This window comes from Streptomyces sp. NPDC057694, from assembly GCF_042799415.1.
In the GTDB taxonomy this organism is placed as follows: Bacteria; Actinomycetota; Actinomycetes; order Streptomycetales; family Streptomycetaceae; genus Streptomyces.
Map to the genome: position 1 here is coordinate 160,821 of NZ_JBHVIX010000016.1, position 17,125 is coordinate 177,945.

Sequence of the window (17,125 nt, forward strand, 5' to 3'; positions counted from 1 at the left end):
GGGGTGCTGCTCTCGTGCGGTCGTGCTGCGGTGTTCATGACGCTCCTAGCGGTCCGTCCGGCAGGCGTGCGCTCTTCGTAGGAGATAGTGCCCGACACCCCGACGGCGAGGTGCCGTTCCGCGAGATCCACTTCTCCGAACCGGGCCGCAGGGCGGGGCTCGCCCTAGGGCGTGTGTCGAAAGTCCTGCCTGCCCCGCGGCGTCTGGCACGCACTCCCCCAAGCTCTTCGAGCAGGGGGGACCCCCGGCGGCGTTGCCGAAACGCCCTAATAGCTCCGCTATGAGGACGCTCCGGCGCCTTGCGATCGCACGCACCAGACGCCGCGGGGCCCGCCCTTCGGGCGAACGGCAGGACTTTCGACACACGCCCTAGGAACGGTCCGAGCGGCCCCAGAGGTCGTGCCCCAGCACCAGCAGGCTGAGCCCGAACATCGTCACACCCAGCGGGACGTGCACCGACGGCACGTGCGCGACCCCGAGCACCACCTGCGCCGAGGCGAGGACGAGGAAGCCCGACGAGTAGAGGATCGGCCGGGGCGAACCGCCGCCCGGCTTCCACGCGAGGACCGCGGCGAGGACGTAGAGCATCGACGCGGCGTACATCACGCGCGCCCCGACGCTGTGGATCACCTCGCCGTAGTGGGCGGTGAGCAACAGCCCGGCGCTGACGGCCTGGGCGAAGATCGTCGCGGTCTGCGCCGCGACCGCGACCCGGAGGAACGTGGTGCCGCGGCGAGCCCCCACCGGCCGGCTGATCCCGTCGACCCGGCTGACCCGATGGGCGGTCTGGCTGACCATGGTGCTGCCTTCTCTCTCCGGCTTTCCCCGGACTCCGGCCTCGCGGCGGTGGATCTTGTGTACGGTCTCGATACGTCGACGACGCAGGTCCGTGAAATGTCAGGCCAGGGGGGGCGGACACGATGGATGTGGATGCGGATGTGGATGTGGCGCAGGGCGCGGTGCTGGGGGAGCGGCGCCGGCTGACGAACCTCACCTACCGGTTCCTCGGCTCGCTGACCGAGGCCGAGGACGCCGTGCAGGAGACGTACGCCCGCTGGTACGCGATGTCACCGGGCCGGCAGGCGGCCGTCGAGAAACCCGGCGCGTGGCTGACGACGGTGGCGAGCCGGATCTGCCTCGATCAGCTCGGCTCGGCGCGGGCGCGGCGGGAGAGTTACGTCGGCGAGTGGATCCCCGAGCCGCTGCCGGACCGCACCCGGGGCGCCGGATCGGCGGCGGCCGACGACCCGGCCGACCGGATCACCCTCGACGAGTCGGTGAGCATGGCGTTCCTCGTCGTCCTGGAGTCGATGACCCCGGCCGAGCGGGTGGCGTTCGTCCTGCACGACGTCTTCCGGTACGCGTTCGCGGAGGTCGCCGAGATCCTCGGGCGGACCCCGGCGGCCTGCCGCCAGCTGGCGTCGTCGGGGCGCGGCAGGGTCCGGGCGGCCCGCACCGCGACCACCGGCCCCGCCCAACAGGCCGTACTGGTCAGCGACTTCAAACGGGCCTGGCAGGCCCAGGACATCACGGCACTGATCGGCCTGCTCGACCCCGACGCCACGATGACCGCCGACGGCGGTGGCGTGGTCGCCGCCGCGCTGCACCCGGTCGTCGGCGGCGAGAAGATCGCCCAGTACCTGGCCTTCTTCGCCCAGAAGGCCACCGGGCTCGTCCTGCTGGAGCGGACGGTCAACGGAGCGCCGGGCCTGGTGGCCGAGGTCGGCGGAGCCCCGGCGACAGTCGCGGCGTTCGGCTGCGCGGACGGCCGGGTCACCCACATCTGGGCGGTGCGCAACCCCGAGAAGCTGGGGGCGTGGGCCGGCTGAGCCCCGGCCGCCGCCGGATATCGGATTGCCCGGGCCCGCCCGGGCCGGATAGGAAACTCGCATGCTGAAGGGCGACAAGATCGGGCTCAGAGCCCGGCGCGACGACGACATCCCGGCCCTGGAGGCCGGGCTCCACGACGACGTGGCCACCACGGCGCGGGCCGACAGCAACCCGTGGCGGCCCCTCGCACCCGGCTCACCGCACAGCCGGTTCCGGGTGGACGAGGAGAACCAGGAGCACCTCGTGTTCTCCGTGGTGGAGCTGGCCGGCGGCGCCCTGGTCGGCGGCGCGAACCTGTGGGGCATCGACCTCCACCACCGCTTCGCGCACATCGGCCTCGGCCTGCTCCCGGCCGCCCGCGGCAAGGGCTACGGCACCGACGTGGTCGCGGCGCTGTGCCACTACGCGTTCGTCGTACGCGGCCTGCACCGGCTCCAGATCGAGACCCTGGCCGACAACACCGCGATGCTGCGCTCCGCCGAACGCAACGGCTTCGTCCGCGAGGGCGTGCTGCGCTCCTCGGCCTGGGTGATGGGCACGTTCCAGGACGACGTCGTGCTCGGCCTGCTCGCCGAGGAGTGGCAGCCCCGCTGACCGTGTCACGGCCGTAGCGACGGGCGCCGCCGTTCCCCCTCCGCCTGCGGCGGCCCGGCCTTCGGCACCTGCGCCCCCGCCCCGAACATCCACCGCGACAGCGCCCCCCGCAGCCGGTGCGCGGCCCGCACCCGGCGACGTACCCCGTGTTCGTCCGTGTCGGGAAGGGGCTCCAGCGCCGTCGGCTGCTCGTGCTGGGTGAGACGGAACGACTCCGCCCGGTCCAGGGGTTCGTGGATCTCCACGTACTCCCCGTGCGGCAGCCGCTTGATCCGGCCCGTCTCCCGGCCGTGCAGCACCTTGTCCCGGTCCCGCCGCTGCAGCCCGAGACAGATCCGCCGGGTCACGACGAACGCGAGGACCGGACCGGCGAACAGCGACACCCGCGCGGACCAGGTGATGGCGTTCACCGAGAGATGGAAGTGCGTGGCCCACAGGTCGTTGCCGCCGGCCGCCATCGCGACGAGGAAACCGGTCAGCCAGGCCACCCCGAGCGCGGTGCGCACCGGACGGTTGCGCGGCCGGTCGAGCAGATGGTGCTCGCGCCGGTCGCCCGTGATCCACGCCTCCACGAACGGATACATCCCGATGAGGAGCAGCCACAGCGGGAACGCCAGGAACGGGACGAGGACGCCGAGCGCGAGGGTGTGCCCGCCGAGCACGATCTCCCACCCCGGCATCACGCGCACCAGCCCCTCGGCGAACCCCAGGTACCAGTCGGGCTGCGCGCCCGTGGACACCTGGTCGGGGCGGTAGGGCCCGTACACCCAGACCGGGTTGACGGTCGCGACGGCGGCGACGGCCGCCACCACGCCGAAGACCAGGAAGAAGAAGCCGCCCGCCTTGGCCACGTAGACCGGGAAGAAGGGCTGGCCCACCACATTGCGCTCGGTCTTTCCCGGCCCGGGGAACTGGGTGTGCTTGTGGTAGAAGACGAGGATCAGATGGGTGACCACGAGCGCCGCCATGATGCCCGGCAGCAGCAGCACGTGGATCGAGTAGAAGCGGGCCACGATGTCGTGGCCGGGGAACTCGCCGCCGAAGAGGAAGAACGACAGATACGTCCCGACGACCGGGACGGCCAGGGTCATGCCCTCGATGAGCCGCATCCCCGCGCCGGAGAGCAGATCGTCGGGCAGCGAGTACCCGAGCAGCCCCTCGAACAGGGCGAGGAACAGCAGCAGCCAGCCGAACAGCCAGTTCAGCTCGCGCGGCTTGCGGAACGACCCCGTGAAGAAGTGCCGCATCATGTGCACGAACATCGCCGCCACGAAGATCAGCGCGGCCCAGTGGTGGATCTGCCGGATCAGCAGCCCGCCGCGCACGTCGAAGCTGATGTCGAGCGTCGAGGAGTACGCCTCCGACATCCGTACGCCGCTCAGCGGCAGGTAACTGCCGTGGTACTCCACCTCGTTCATCGACGGATGGAAGAACAGGGTCAGATAGACGCCGGTCAGAATCAGGATGACGAAGGTGTAGAGGCAGATCTCGCCCAGCAGGAACGACCAGTGGTCGGGGAAGACCTTGCGCAGATACTTGCGGCCGAGACCGTAGATCCCGAGCCGGCCGTCGGCCCAGTCCGCGAGCCGTTCGCCCGCCGCCGTCGCGTCCGTACTCCGGCTGCTCCCGCTCATCGTGAACCTCCCATGGGTGCTCACGAGAACGACGGGACAGCCGCCCCGTTCGTGACATCGGGCGGCCCCCTGTGACGTGCTTCACAGGGGGCCGCCCGATGTCACGAACGGCGGGGTGGTGGCTCAGGCGCTCTTGATGGCCGAGATGTCGAAGCTCAGCTTGATCTTGTCGGAGACGAGGACGCCGCCGGTCTCCAGCGCCGCGTTCCAGGTCAGGCCCCACTCCGAGCGGAGGATGTCGGCCTTGCCCTCGAAGCCCACGCGCTCGTTGCCGAACGGGTCCTTCGCCGAGCCGTTGAACTCCAGGTCGATGGAGAGCGGCTTCGTGGTGCCGAGGATCGTCAGGTCACCCGTGATGCGGTAGTCGTCGCCGCCCAGCGACTCGGCGGCCGTCGAGCGGAACGTCATCGTCGGGAACTCGTCGATCTTGAAGAAGTCGGCGCTCTTCAGGTGACCGTCACGGTCGGCGCTGCCGGTGTCGATGCTGGCCATCTGCACATCGAAGGACGCGGTGGACTTGGCCGGGTCCGAGCCGTCGAGGTGCAGCTCGCCGGTGAAGTCGGTGAAGCTGCCCTTCACGTTCGTCACCATCGCGTGCCGGGCGACGAAACCGAGCGTCGTGTGCGCGGGGTCGACCGTGTAGTCGCCCGTGACGGCGCTCAGGTCCGGGCCGGCCGGCGCGGCGGTGGCGGCGGTGGTGTCGGTGGTCTCGTTCTTGCGGCCGAAGATGCCCATGACGTGCTCCTTGGGGACGGGCGGCACGGGGTGCCGACGTGATGTTGAAGGTTGAACTATCAACTGAGGACGACTGTAGCGCGATGATGTTCAACTTTCAACATCAAACGCGGTGTGTCGCTCCGGTGACGTACGGGTGGGCGACCGATAGGAAAGTCCCGTTAACTCCATAAGTCTCCATTGTGTGAGAAAGGTCGGGTTTGCGCGTGCTGCGGACGGGCGAGGCGACGGAACTCCAGGGCGGGCTCCGGGGCGGGCCGGTCCCGGCCCGGCGGTGGCGCGGCGGGAACCCGCCCGGGGTGCTGCGCGCCCTCGCCGTCTTCGCGGCGGTCCGCGCCGTCGGCGTCGTCCTGGTGGTCCTCACCGACCTGAGCGGCGGCCACTCCGCCACCCGGACGCTCACCCGTGCCTGGGACGCCGTCTGGTACCTGCACATCGCCGAGCACGGCTACGGCACCCGCGAGTACCTCTCCTCGTTCGGGACCGTGCAGACCGACTGGGCGTTCTTCCCGCTGTTCCCGCTGCTGACCCGATGGGCCGACGTCGTCCTGCCGGGCGGCGTCGGCCCGGCCGCGCTGCTCGTCGCCTGGGCCGCCGCCCTCGCCGCGGCCTGGGGGGTCTACGCCGTCGGCCACCGCCTCTACGGCACCGCGACGGCCACCTTTCTCGTCGTCCTGTGGGCCCTGCTGCCCCAGGCGGTCGTCCTCACCCTGGCCTACAGCGAGTCGCTGTTCGCGGCGCTCGCCGCCTGGGCGCTGTACGCGCTGCTCAGCCGGAACTGGCCGCTCGCCGGAGTGCTCGCCGCCCTCGCGGGCCTGACCCGGCCCACCGGGGTCGCCGTCGCCGCCGCGGTCGTGGTCACCGCCGGGTGGGAACTCGTCCGCCGCCGTGGCCGCGGCCGCGGCCCTTGGCTCGCGGTGCTGCTCGCCCCCGCGGGCTGGCTCGGTTACGTGCTGTGGGTCGGGGCCCGCACGGGGGACCTGCTGCACGGCTATTTCACGGTGCAGGACGCCTGGAAGTCGGGGCTCGACTTCGGCGCGAGTTCGCTGCGCTTCCTGCGGGTGCTGTTCCTGTACGGCGGCAAGGTCGTCTATCCGGTGTCCGTGCTGCTCGTCGCGGCCGCCGTGGTGCTGTTCTGCCTGCTCTGCCTGGAACGCTCACCCCGAGCGGCCCTCCCGCTGCTCGTCTTCAGCGGGATGCTGGTCCTGATGGTGCTGCTCCTGGGCGGCCCCTTCGCCTCCAAACCACGCTTCGTACTGCCCGCCTTCCCCCTGCTCATCCCAGTGGCCCGGACCATGGCACGGGGGTGGCCGCGGCGCCGGGCCCAGGTCCTGGTGGTGACGGGAGCGGTGGCCTGTGCCGGCCTGTCGTACGGGGCGTGGGTGGCGGCGGCCGTGAAGACTCCGCTGTGAGCGAGGTTGCCCTTCGTGTGCGGGTGGCGTCGTGGCTGGTCGCGCAGTTCCCCGCGCCCCTTGTGGGGTTGTCGGTCGTGCGCGGGCCGGTGGGGCTTCTCGCGCAGTTCCCCGCGCCCCTGAGATGCGCACTTCGTGCGGCATCTCATCAAGGCGCGCCACCCACCCTTCAGGAGAGGCGCGCCCCCCTGCCCAGGGTGAAGGCGCGCCTTTTTCCGAGGGGGAGGCGCACCCCCTGCCCAAGGTGGAGGCGCGCCCCGTCCCGCAGGAGAGGCGCGCGCGCCCCGCCCCTCATCAGAGGCGCGCGCAGCGCAGCCTCAAGGGGAGGCGGCGCGAAGCGCCTGCCTCAGGGGCGCGGGGAACTGCGCGAGAAGAGGCCACCGGCCGTCAGTCGACCGTCAACCCCGCAAGGGGCGCGGGGAACTGCGCGACCAGCCCCCACCGGACCGGCACCCGGCGACGGGAAGAGTCCGGTCAGCGCTCGGCGAGTCGCTCCATCAGGGCCGCACCCCGGGACAGCAACTCCCGCTCATCGGCGCTGAGTTCAACCTCGATCGCCTGCGCGAGCCACCCGGCCCGACGCCCCCGCTCCGCCTCCAGCGCGCCCCGCCCCGCCCCGGTCAGCTCCACCAGCGACTTGCGCCCGTCGGTGGGATGCGCGCGGCGCGTGACAAGGCCCTGCTCGGTGAGCAGCCCGACGGCGCGGGCCATCGACTGCGGCCTGACCCGCTGATCGGCGGCGAGATCGCTGGTGGTCATGGCGCCGTCGCGGTCCAGCACACCGAGCACCGCGACCTGACCGTGCGGAATCAGGTCCTCGTGCTTCACGCGCCGGGTGAGCCGGCCCATCGCGGTACGCAGATCGGCGGCGACGGCGGCGGATTCCGGGGCAGACATGAGCGCACTTTACCCGGCGGTATCCAGCGAAACTGCACAGCGCAACTGCGCAGCACAACTGAACAGCGGAACTGAACAGCAAGGCTGTATAGTTTCGCTCTGTCGCGGCACGCGCCACCGTCGTCGCAGCAGAGCCGCGGCACGCAGCAACGGGAAGGACCTCCCATGCCCGACATCGTCTCCGTCACCGCCCTCGCCGTCCTCGACAGCCGCGGCAACCCCACCGTCGAGGCCGACGTCACCCTGGCCGACGGATCGCAGGGCCGCGCGACCGTCCCCTCCGGCGCCTCCACCGGCGCCCGCGAAGCCGTCGAACTGCGCGACGGAGACCCCGCCCGCTGGCACGGCAAGGGTGTCGACCGGGCCGTGTCCCACGTCGAGGGCGAGATCGCCCGGGCCGTCATCGGCCGCGACGCCGACGACCAAGCGGGCCTGGACGCCGCCCTGATCGCCCTCGACGGCACCCCCGCCAAGTCCCGGCTCGGCGCCAACGCCCTGCTGGGCGTCTCCCTCGCCGCCGCCAAGGCGGCCGCCGCCGCGCACCGCCTGCCGCTCTACCGCCACCTCGGCGGCGCCGAAGCCCACCTCCTGCCGCTGCCGATGATGAACATCGTCAACGGCGGTGCACACGCCGACAATCCGCTGGACTTCCAGGAGTTCATGATCGCGCCGATCGGCGCCCCCACCTTCGCCGAAGCCGTCCGGATGGGCTCCGAGGTCTTCCACACCCTGCGCCGCGACCTGCTCGCCGCCGGGCACTCCACCGGCGTCGGCGACGAGGGCGGCTTCGCCCCCGCGCTGCGCACCGCCGAGGAGGCGCTCGACTTCGTCATGGCGGCGATCGAGCGCACCGGTTACCGGCCCGGCACGGACCTCGGCCTGATCATGGACCCGGCGTCGTCGGAGTTCTACCGCGACGGCGTCTACGCCTACCGGGGCGAGGGCGTCGACCGCAGCACGGCCCAGCAGGTCGACTACCTGACCGGGCTGATCGACGCGTACCCGATCCTGTCCATCGAGGACCCGATGGCGGAGGACGACCTCGACGGCTGGCGCGAGCTGACCGCGCGCGTCGGCGACCGCTGCCAGCTCACCGGCGACGACGTCTTCTGCACCAACCCCGAGCTGCTGCGCGAGGGCATCCGCACGGGGGTCGGCAACGCGGTCCTGGTCAAGGTCAACCAGATCGGTACGTTGACGGAGGCGCTGGAGACGGTGGACATCGCCCACCGGGCCGGCTGGAAGGCCGTGATGTCGCACCGCTCCGGCGAGACCGAGGACACGACCATCGCCGACCTCGCGGTCGCGACCGGCTGCGGCCAGATCAAAACGGGCTCCCTGTCCCGCTCCGACCGCACGGCCAAGTACAACCGCCTCATCCGCATCGAGCGGGAACTGGGCAGCGCCGCCAAGTACTAAGCCCCGTAAGGGGGCGCGGGGAACGGCGCGAGAAGCCCCACCGAGCCGCGGACGCGTCTGCTCATGCACCACGCAGACGCGTCCGCGGCTTGTACGTGGCCGGCTCGGGGCTTGGACTTACGGCAACGGACAGTTGGACTCTCAACTCCATTACCGAGGCCACCCGTTGACCCGGAGGGCACCCCGCGGATACCCAGAACGGCATGTCCCCAAGATCCCGGGCCCCCTACGCCCTGGCCGTCGCGGCCGTACTAGGAGCCACCCTCACCCCGGTGGCGAGCGCCACCGCCACCACGGAGCCGGCCGGCACGGTCCTCGCCACCAGCCGGCTGAAGGTCACCGTCGCCGACGACTTCCCCCGCGTCCTGTCCTACGAGAACCGGTCCGACGGCGCCCGCCTCCTCGGCAGCACCCGGCCCGTCACCGAGGTCACCCTCAACGGAAAGGCGTACGCCGCCGAGGTCAAGGCCGCGCCGAAGATCACCGGGTCCACGGCCGCGTACACACTCGCCTTCCCGGACCTGCCCGGCACGGAGATCGACGCCACCCTCGGGGTCAGCGGCCGGACCACGACGTTCAGGATCACCGCGATCCGCGACACGGACGCCTTCCGCGTCGGGACCGTCGACATCCCCGGGCAGGACCTCGTCTCGGTCGGCAGCGCGGACGGCGGCGCCCAGACCGCGTTCACCAAGCTCGACGCGGACTCCACCCGCACCGCGGACGTCTTCGGCAAGGTCAACGCCGACACCCCGGCCGAGGCCTCCGCGACCGGCGCCTCCTACGCGATCGTCAACACCGGGCGGCTGGCCGCGGCCGTCGAGTCCAACTCCGCGTACGACAAGCCGAGCGGCGCGACCGGCGGCGACGACGCCCGGTTCTGGCACCAGGCGCGCAAGGACGCCGACGGCGGCACCCGCGTCGGCGTCTGGTCCGGGCAGTGGACGTACCGCGGCGCCGGCTCCCCGACCCACGCCACCGGCAAGGACCTCCCCTGGGCGAAGGTCGTCGTCACCCCGGACGCCAACGGCGACAGCGCCGTCGACTGGCAGGACGGCGCCGTCGCCTTCCGCTCCATCGGCATCGAGCCGCAGGGCGGCGAGGACACCGCCGACCGCGTCATCACCCACATCCCGTTCAACTTCGCCAGCCAGGCCCAGCACCCTTTCCTGCGCACCCTCGACGACGTCAAGCGGATCTCGCTCGCGACGGACGACCTGGGCCAGTTCGCCCTGCTCAAGGGGTACGCGTCCGAGGGCCACGACTCCGCGCACCCCGACTACGGCGGCAACACCAACGAGCGCGCGGGCGGCCTGAAGGACCTCAACAAGCTGCTCAAGACCGGCAAGAAGTACGGCGCCGAGTTCGGCGTCCACGTCAACGCCACCGAGGCGTACCCGGTCGCGAAGCACTTCAAGGACGACCTGATCGACCCCAAGTCGCCGGGCTGGAACTGGCTCGACCAGAGCTACTACATCGACCAGCGCCGCGACATCGAGAGCGGCGACCTCGCGGACCGCTTCAAGCAGTTGCGCGACGAGACCGACAAGAACCTCACCACGGTCTACGTCGACGTGTACTACACCCACGGCTGGATCGCCGAGCAGACCGCGAAGGCGATCAACGGCCAGGGCTGGAACATGGCCACCGAGTGGGCCGACAAGTTCGAGCGGCAGTCCCTGTGGTCGCACTGGGCCAACGACCTCGACTACGGCGGCGCCACCAACAAGGGCCTCAACTCGAAGATCATCCGGTTCATCCGCAACAGCGAGAAGGACGTCTGGAACAACGACCCCGTCCTCGGCCAGAGTGCGCTGGTCGACTTCGAGGGCTGGACCGGCGAGAACGACTGGCACGACTTCTACGCCAACGTCTGGCAGCGCGACCTGCCCGCCAAGTACCTCCAGCACCAGCAGATCACCCGCTGGGACGGCGACGACATCACCTTCACCGGCGGCCTGCGCGGCACCGTCGAGGACGGCCGGCGCACGTTCTACGACCACGACCGCAAGGTCCTCGACGGGGACAGCTATCTGCTGCCCTGGCAGTCCGACGACGGCGAGAAGAAGCTCTACCACTACAACAAGCAGGGCGGCAGCAGCAGTTGGGCGGTGCCCACGGGCTCGTACACCGTCTACAAGCTCACCGACAACGGCCGCGTGAAGACCGGCACCGTGCGCACCGGCGCCGACGGAAAGCTCACCCTCAAGGCCGAGGCCGGACAGCCGTACGTCCTCTACCCGACCGCCGACAGCCCCCGCGCCGCCGACCCCGCCTGGGGCGAGGGCACCAGCCTGAAGGACCCGGGCTTCAACGACGCCCGCCTCGGCGGCTGGGACACCACCGGCGCCGTCGCCCGCGACACCGACGGCAACGGCCGCAACAGCGCCGCCCTCACCGGCAAGGGAGCCGCCTCCGTCGCCCAGCGGATCACCGGGCTCGCCCCCGGCAAGCGCTACACCGCCTCCGCCTGGACCGAGATCGAGCCCGGAGCCTCCCGGCGCACGACCCTGAGCGCGGGCGGCGCCACCACCGGGATCGACCGGTCCACCCTGCCCAACACCATGGCCGCGAGCGACTGGCACGGCACGAACATGCAGCGGATGAAGGTCAACTTCACCGCCGACCGGCACGGCACGGCGACCCTGCGCGTCGCGACGGCCGCCGACGACGGCGCCGCGAAGGTCCGCGTCGACGACGTACGGGTCGTGCGCAACGCCCCGGCCACCACACCCGGCACCGTGGTGCACGAGGACTTCGAGGACGTCGACCAGGGCTGGGGCCCGTTCGACAAGGGCGACGCGGGCGGCGTCACCGACCCGCGCACCCACATCGCGCAGAAGAACGCCCCGTACACCCAGGCCGGCTGGAACGGGAAGCTCGTCGACGACGTCATCGGCGGCGGCGAGTCCCTCAAGTCGCACGAGGAGAACGACGGCGTCGTCTACCGCACCTCGGCCTCGTCCGTGCCGATGAAGAACGGGCACGCGTACAAGGTCGACTTCGCCTACCAGTCCAGCCATTCCGGCGCCTACCAGTGGATCAGCGGCTACGACCGGGGCGAGGACGCCGTCGAGACCGCCGCCGAGCCGGTCGGGCAGCAGCGGACCACCGGCCGCTTCACCACCACCGTCACCGCCGGGTGCGGCGACACCTGGACCGGTCTGCGCAAGCTGCCCGGCGCCCCGGACGGCGCCGACTTCGTGCTCGACGACTTCACCGTGACCGACCTCGGCCCGGCGAAGGAACCGGCCGCCTGCGGCACGCTCGCGCTCAAGGCGGGGGACACCCTCGAACCGGGACAGCCGAACAAGGTCCAGGCCACCTTCACCAACTACGAGTCCGCCCCGGTCGAGGACGCGTCCGTCACGCTCGGCCTGCCGGCCGGCTGGAAGGCCGAACCCGCCGGTCCGGTCACCCTCGACCCGGTCGCCCCCGGCGCCCGCGCCACCACGACCTGGCAGGTGACCCCGCCGGTCGACGCCGCCTACGAGCCCTACGAGCTGACCGCGAAGGCGGCGTACACCGTCGAGGGCACCGCGCGCGCCCTCACGGCGGGCGCCTCGGTCCGCACCCTCCCGCCGCCGCCCACCAAGGACACGTACGCGAGCGACCTGGACTGGACGACGGCGGACAACGGCTGGGGGCCCGTCGAGAAGGACCAGTCCGTCGGTGAACAGGGCCAGGGCGACGGCACCCCGCTGAAGATCGGCGGCACCTCCTACGACAAGGGCCTGGGCACCCACGCCCCCGCCAAGATCCGCTACTACCTCGGCGGGCGGTGCACCTCCTTCACGGCCGAGGTCGGCGTCGACGACGTGCAGACCACCCGCGGAAGCGTGCGATTCTCGGTGGCGGCCGACGGCACCGAGAAGGTGGCCTCACCCGTCCTCAAGGCCACCGACCCGGCCTGGTCGCTTTCGGCCGATGTCACCGGCGCCCGCTACGTCGACCTGATCGTCGGAGACGGCGGCGACGGCAACGGCAACGACCACGCCGACTGGGGAGCGGCCCGCTTCCATTGCGACGGGTGAAAAGCTGTGTGAACAGTTGGGTGGCCACAGTCCGGCGAAAACCCGACGTGACGCGGCTCTCACCGCACCTCTTTGTGTGACCCCTACAAGCCGAGGGGGCCCTGAGCAGTAACTTCGGCTGCATCGCGGCCGGGTTCTGTTCGGGGCTACCAGGAAAACGGGCCGGAGACTGTACGGAGTCGACGGCCCGTTTCCTTGGTCGGCTTCGTAAGGTCACTACATGACCGTTTTGGACGACACCGCCTCGAACCCCGGGGACGAGCCCACCGACGCCCGCGGGCGCACGGCCGAACTGCACGCGATCCGCGCACAGGCTCTGGCCGGTCCCAGCGACAAGGCGACCGAGGCCCAGCACGCGAAGGGCAAGCTGACGTCGCGCGAGCGCATCGAGCTGCTCCTGGACGAGGGGTCGTTCAACGAGGTCGAGCAGTTGCGCCGGCACCGCGCGGTCGGCTTCGGCCTGGAGGCCAAGCGGCCGTACACCGATGGTGTCGTCACGGGCTGGGGCACGGTCGAGGGCCGTACGGTCTTCGTCTACGCGCACGACTTCCGGATCTTCGGCGGCGCGCTGGGCGAGGCCCACGCCGCGAAGATCCACAAGATCATGGACATGGCGATCGCGGCGGGTGCCCCGCTGGTCTCGCTGAACGACGGCGCGGGCGCCCGCATCCAGGAGGGCGTCTCCGCCCTCGCCGGCTACGGCGGCATCTTCCAGCGCAACACCAGGGCGTCCGGTGTCATCCCGCAGATCAGCGTGATGCTCGGCCCGTGCGCGGGCGGCGCGGCCTACAGCCCCGCCCTCACCGACTTCGTCTTCATGGTCCGTGAGACCTCGCAGATGTTCATCACCGGCCCCGACGTCGTCAAGGCGGTCACGGGTGAGGAGATCACCCAGAACGGTCTGGGCGGCGCCGACGTCCACGCCGAGACCTCCGGCGTGTGCCACTTCGCCTACGACGACGAAGAGACCTGCATCGCCGAGGTCCGCTACCTGATCTCGCTGCTCCCGCAGAACAACCGGGAGAACCCGCCGACCGTCGACTCCGACGACCCGGCGGACCGCCGCTCGGACGTCCTGCTCGACCTGGTCCCGGCGGACGGCAACCGGCCCTACGACATGACCAAGGTCATCGAGGAGCTCGTCGACGACGGCGACTACCTGGAGGTCCACGAGCGCTGGGCGCGCAACATCATCTGCGCCCTGGCCCGGCTCGACGGCCAGGTCGTGGGCATCGTCGCCAACCAGCCGCAGTCGCTGGCGGGTGTCCTGGACATCGAGGCATCCGAAAAAGCTGCCCGATTCGTGCAGATGTGCGACGCTTTCAATATCCCGATCGTGACGCTGCTGGATGTGCCGGGGTTCCTGCCCGGCGTCGACCAGGAGCACGGCGGGATCATCCGCCACGGCGCGAAGCTGCTGTACGCGTACTGCAACGCCACCGTCCCGAGGATCTCGCTGATTCTCCGCAAGGCGTACGGAGGTGCCTACATCGTCATGGATTCCCAGTCCATCGGCGCGGACCTCACCTACGCCTGGCCGACCAACGAGATCGCGGTGATGGGTGCCGAGGGCGCGGCCAACGTGATCTTCCGCCGGCAGATCGCCGGTGCCGAGGACCCCGAGGCCATGCGCCAGAAGATGGTCAAGGAGTACAAGGCCGAGCTGATGCACCCCTACTACGCGGCCGAGCGCGGTCTGGTCGACGACGTCATCGACCCCGCCGAGACCCGCGAGGTGCTCATCAAGTCCCTGGCCATGCTGCGCACCAAGCACGCCGACCTGCCGTCCCGCAAGCACGGCAACCCGCCGCAGTAGCGGCCCTTCGATCGTAGGAGATCCGACCCATGTCCCTGCCCGACATCCGTGTAGAGAAGGGCAACGCCGGGCCTGAGGAGGTCGCGGCCATCACCGCCCTCCTGATCGCCCGCGCCGCCGCCCAGCCGTCCGCGCCGGCGGCCGCCCGCCAGTCCCGGGCCGGCTGGCGCCGCCTGGAGCGCCAGCACGGCTTCCGTGCCCCGCACTCCTGGCAGGGCTGAGCCCGACCACGAAGAAGGCGTGAGCCCCGTCCACAGGGACGGGGCTCACGCCTTCTTCGTGTTACGGGGACTCAGTCGAACTCGCCCTCCAGCACCCCGAGTTTGAACGCCTCCCACTCGTGAGCGGTGAAGCGCAGGACGGGCCCGTGCGGGACCGCCGGGTTACGCATGGCCACGGCGCCGCCTCCGAGTGAGGCGACCTCCACAGGGCCGCGGGAGGCGTCTCCCGGGGCCCTCAGCCATTCGGCGCCGGAGAGATCGAGAGCGTAGAGCCGCGCTTTCTCCCGATCCAGATCGGCGTCGGAGGAAACGCTGTTCTCCGTACGAATGGTCATAGCGGCAGAACTCCTGAGTTGACGCTTGAAATGAATGCGTCCCAGGAAGGTGAATCGAAGACGATCGCACCGAACCCACGGTTCTTTGTGTCCCGGACCGCGCGGCGGTCCCCGGTGAGTTTCGCGTGCTCCACGCAGCCGTTGGAAGCGCCGCTGAACGTGCTTTTGTGCCAGGCCGCCGACCCGATCTCGCGGTGCGAGGCGGAGGGTGCGGAAGTGGGGGACATCATGATTCGCTCTCTTGCTTGATTCGGTCAATGAGGTACCGGCGGGACTCTGCCGGAGAGAACGCGGCCGCCGTCAGGTCGTCCCACGCCTTGGTGTAAGTCGCCACGTCAGGCCGCTGTTCGAGGAGCGTGCCGCCGGTCATGTGCTCCAGCCATGCCACTTGCACGGACGGTTCGCCGCGCATGGTGAAGAGCGTATAGGGAGCGTACTGGGAGAGCGGCAGAGTGATGTCCAAGGGCAGGATCTGAATGGTGACATTGGGCAACTCGCCGATCTCCATGAGATGTTCGAACTGCTCACGGATCAGAGCCCGCGGACCAGGTATTCGGTGCAGCGCGGGTGTGTCGATGACCACTCTCAAGCGGAATTCATTGGTTCCGTTGAGCAGATCCTTGCGCCTCATCCGAGTCTTCACAAGGGGTTCCACGTGATCCGCGTCGGCCCCTGCCGTGAATACCTCACGCATATATGCCTCTGTCTGCAACAGACCCGGAAGCACGGAAGGTTCGAAGGAGCGGACGAGTGAAGAATCCGCCTCCAGCGTGAGGTAGTCGCGCAGGTCGTCACTGAGCAGGGGGCCCTGGCCGGACCACCAGTCGACCTTGTGGACGTCCCGGGCCAGTCGCTTGAGGTTGGCCCGCTGGCGCTCGTCCGTGACGTTGTAGAGGTTCAGCAGGGTCGTCAGGTCGAGCTGGCGGATGCCGCGTTTGCCGGTCTCGATCTGACTGATCTTCGGCTGCCCGCACTCCAGTGCCAGGGCCGCGTCGTTGACCTTCAGGCCGGCGTCATTGCGCAGCTGTCGCAGTTCGGCTCCGAGCCGGCGGCTGCGCATCGTGGGCATCTCGCTCTGGGACATGGCCACATGATGTCCCGCCCCCTCGGGCCACACAACTGTCATATGCAATCCCATCGCAGTGGCAAGGTACTGACGCGTAATACTTGCCTAAGGCATAGTTTCGGCGCCATGCTGTCCAGGCAACGCCCTTTGTCCGCAAGCGAGTTGACCGCCGATGAACCCCCGGAGGGGTAATGCCGGACCAGCCGACGGATGAGATCGAGCTGATGGACATGCTCGATCGGCCGTGCGCGATCCGTATGGAGTACAGCCCGCAGCGTCTGGAGCAGATCCGCAGAATCGTGGGCGCCCGCCTGCGCTGCTGGGGACTGCACAAGCTCGTCCACGACACGTCGTTCGTGGCCACGGAGCTGTGCAGCAATGTGCGGCACTGCGACGACAGCACCTTCGACTTCGTCATCAGCCGGACCGCCGACGGCGTGCGCCTCGAGGTGGCGGACACGTCCCCCGAGATGGTGCCCGTCCCCACGGAGCCCCCGGACTTCTTCCAGACCGGCGGGCGGGGCCTGTTCCTGGTCGCCGCCCACGCCTCGGCCTTCGGCATGACGCCGACGGCGACCGGCAAGGTGGTCTGGGCCGAGCTGGGCCTCGGGGACGTGGACGTGATCGGCTGCGACTGACGAGGGGGCCGGTTCGCCGGACCCCCTCAGGAGACCGGGTGTCGCCCTGGTCGCCGTCCTCAGGGACGGCGGCCAGGGCGGCACCTTTCTGCTTCTGTGCGTGTTCATTCGTATCCTCTGTGTGGTCGAACGCGGACGTGCGTGGGTGCCGCCCCCGGCACGGGCCGCACGGGCGGCCGGGACGGGCGGGCGGGCACGGACGTGCGGTCCGTCGAGCGGGACGGGAACGAGGCGCTTACGGCCCGCAGAGCGGGCGGCGCGGGGCCACAGGGTCGTCCCGCACGGGCGGTTGCCGTCGAGCGGGCCCTGATCCGCGGTGAGTTCGCGGCGGCGGGTGCCGGCGGCTGCCGTGCTGCGCCGGGGGCCTGGGCGCCGGGTCCGCGCGAGGCGGACGACGTTAGGGGTGCCGGGGCTCGGCGCACCGGGTGGGCGGCCGGAGTTCCCGGGGGCGGTCGAGGGGCGTCGCCGGGGCAGGGGCGACGCGGGACCGGTCT

At 70.5% G+C, this 17,125-nt stretch carries 15 protein-coding genes; 8 read left to right on the forward strand and 7 right to left on the reverse strand.

The annotated features are described in order from the left end of the window. Window positions 1–369: 369 nt before the first annotated feature. Window positions 370–798, reverse strand: a complete 429-nt coding sequence (locus tag ACFVDP_RS29515) for a hypothetical protein (RefSeq protein WP_383496090.1) — start codon at window positions 796–798, stop codon at window positions 370–372. A gap of 122 nt (window positions 799–920) precedes the next feature. Here ACFVDP_RS29515 and sigJ point away from each other — a divergent pair, with 122 nt between their 5' ends. Both sigJ and ACFVDP_RS29525 read left to right on the forward strand, forming a co-directional pair. Next, complete coding sequence (sigJ, locus tag ACFVDP_RS29520) at window positions 921–1,829, forward strand: RNA polymerase sigma factor SigJ (protein WP_383496092.1); 909 nt, start codon at window positions 921–923, stop codon at window positions 1,827–1,829. Between the two features lie 61 nt (window positions 1,830–1,890). Further along, entirely contained in the window at window positions 1,891–2,424 is a 534-nt protein-coding gene (locus tag ACFVDP_RS29525; protein WP_383496095.1) for a GNAT family N-acetyltransferase, read from the forward strand. 5 nt (window positions 2,425–2,429) lie between these two features. On the opposite strand, the gene ACFVDP_RS29530 is transcribed toward ACFVDP_RS29525, so the two are convergent. Beyond that, entirely contained in the window at window positions 2,430–4,058 is a 1,629-nt protein-coding gene (locus ACFVDP_RS29530; RefSeq protein ID WP_383496098.1) for a cytochrome bc complex cytochrome b subunit, read from the reverse strand. A 123-nt stretch (window positions 4,059–4,181) separates the two neighbouring features. After that, complete coding sequence (locus ACFVDP_RS29535) at window positions 4,182–4,793, reverse strand: YceI family protein (protein ID WP_383496101.1); 612 nt, start codon at window positions 4,791–4,793, stop codon at window positions 4,182–4,184. Window positions 4,794–4,999: 206 nt separating this feature from the next. On the opposite strand from ACFVDP_RS29535, the gene ACFVDP_RS29540 reads away from it, so the two are divergent. Further along, a complete protein-coding gene (locus ACFVDP_RS29540; protein ID WP_383496104.1) occupies window positions 5,000–6,205 on the forward strand; it encodes a glycosyltransferase family 39 protein in 1,206 nt (401 codons plus the stop codon). Between the two features lie 474 nt (window positions 6,206–6,679). On the opposite strand, the gene ACFVDP_RS29545 is transcribed toward ACFVDP_RS29540, so the two are convergent. Next, entirely contained in the window at window positions 6,680–7,102 is a 423-nt protein-coding gene (locus ACFVDP_RS29545) for a MarR family winged helix-turn-helix transcriptional regulator (RefSeq protein WP_383496107.1), read from the reverse strand. A gap of 165 nt (window positions 7,103–7,267) precedes the next feature. Here ACFVDP_RS29545 and eno point away from each other — a divergent pair, with 165 nt between their 5' ends. The 4 genes from eno (at window position 7,268) to ACFVDP_RS29565 (ending at window position 14,592) form a co-directional block, all read left to right on the forward strand. Next, on the forward strand, window positions 7,268–8,521 hold the full coding sequence (gene eno / locus ACFVDP_RS29550) for a phosphopyruvate hydratase (RefSeq protein ID WP_383496109.1): 1,254 nt from the start codon (window positions 7,268–7,270) through the stop codon (window positions 8,519–8,521). 203 nt (window positions 8,522–8,724) lie between these two features. After that, entirely contained in the window at window positions 8,725–12,555 is a 3,831-nt protein-coding gene (locus tag ACFVDP_RS29555; protein ID WP_383496112.1) for an endo-alpha-N-acetylgalactosaminidase family protein, read from the forward strand. Window positions 12,556–12,775: 220 nt separating this feature from the next. After that, the gene (locus tag ACFVDP_RS29560; RefSeq protein WP_383496115.1) at window positions 12,776–14,371 is read left to right on the forward strand and encodes an acyl-CoA carboxylase subunit beta; all 1,596 of its coding nucleotides are present in this window, start codon (window positions 12,776–12,778) and stop codon (window positions 14,369–14,371) included. Between the two features lie 29 nt (window positions 14,372–14,400). After that, on the forward strand, window positions 14,401–14,592 hold the full coding sequence (locus tag ACFVDP_RS29565; RefSeq protein ID WP_383496118.1) for an acyl-CoA carboxylase subunit epsilon: 192 nt from the start codon (window positions 14,401–14,403) through the stop codon (window positions 14,590–14,592). 71 nt (window positions 14,593–14,663) lie between these two features. Here ACFVDP_RS29565 and ACFVDP_RS29570 read toward each other — a convergent pair whose 3' ends face one another. The 3 genes from ACFVDP_RS29570 to ACFVDP_RS29580 are packed head-to-tail and all read right to left on the reverse strand — an operon-like array spanning window position 14,664 to window position 16,011. Next, window positions 14,664–14,927, reverse strand: a complete 264-nt coding sequence (locus ACFVDP_RS29570; protein WP_383496120.1) for a DUF397 domain-containing protein — start codon at window positions 14,925–14,927, stop codon at window positions 14,664–14,666. Continuing rightward, window positions 14,924–15,157 carry a DUF397 domain-containing protein gene (locus tag ACFVDP_RS29575; RefSeq protein WP_383496123.1) on the reverse strand — a complete coding sequence of 78 codons (234 nt, stop codon included), beginning with the start codon at window positions 15,155–15,157 and terminating at the stop codon, window positions 14,924–14,926. Before ACFVDP_RS29575 ends, ACFVDP_RS29570 begins: the two co-directional genes overlap by 4 nt. Next, entirely contained in the window at window positions 15,154–16,011 is an 858-nt protein-coding gene (locus ACFVDP_RS29580; protein WP_383496126.1) for a helix-turn-helix domain-containing protein, read from the reverse strand. Before ACFVDP_RS29580 ends, ACFVDP_RS29575 begins: the two co-directional genes overlap by 4 nt. A gap of 173 nt (window positions 16,012–16,184) precedes the next feature. On the opposite strand from ACFVDP_RS29580, the gene ACFVDP_RS29585 reads away from it, so the two are divergent. Beyond that, the gene (locus tag ACFVDP_RS29585) at window positions 16,185–16,631 is read left to right on the forward strand and encodes an ATP-binding protein (protein WP_383496129.1); all 447 of its coding nucleotides are present in this window, start codon (window positions 16,185–16,187) and stop codon (window positions 16,629–16,631) included. Window positions 16,632–17,125: the final 494 nt, after the last annotated feature.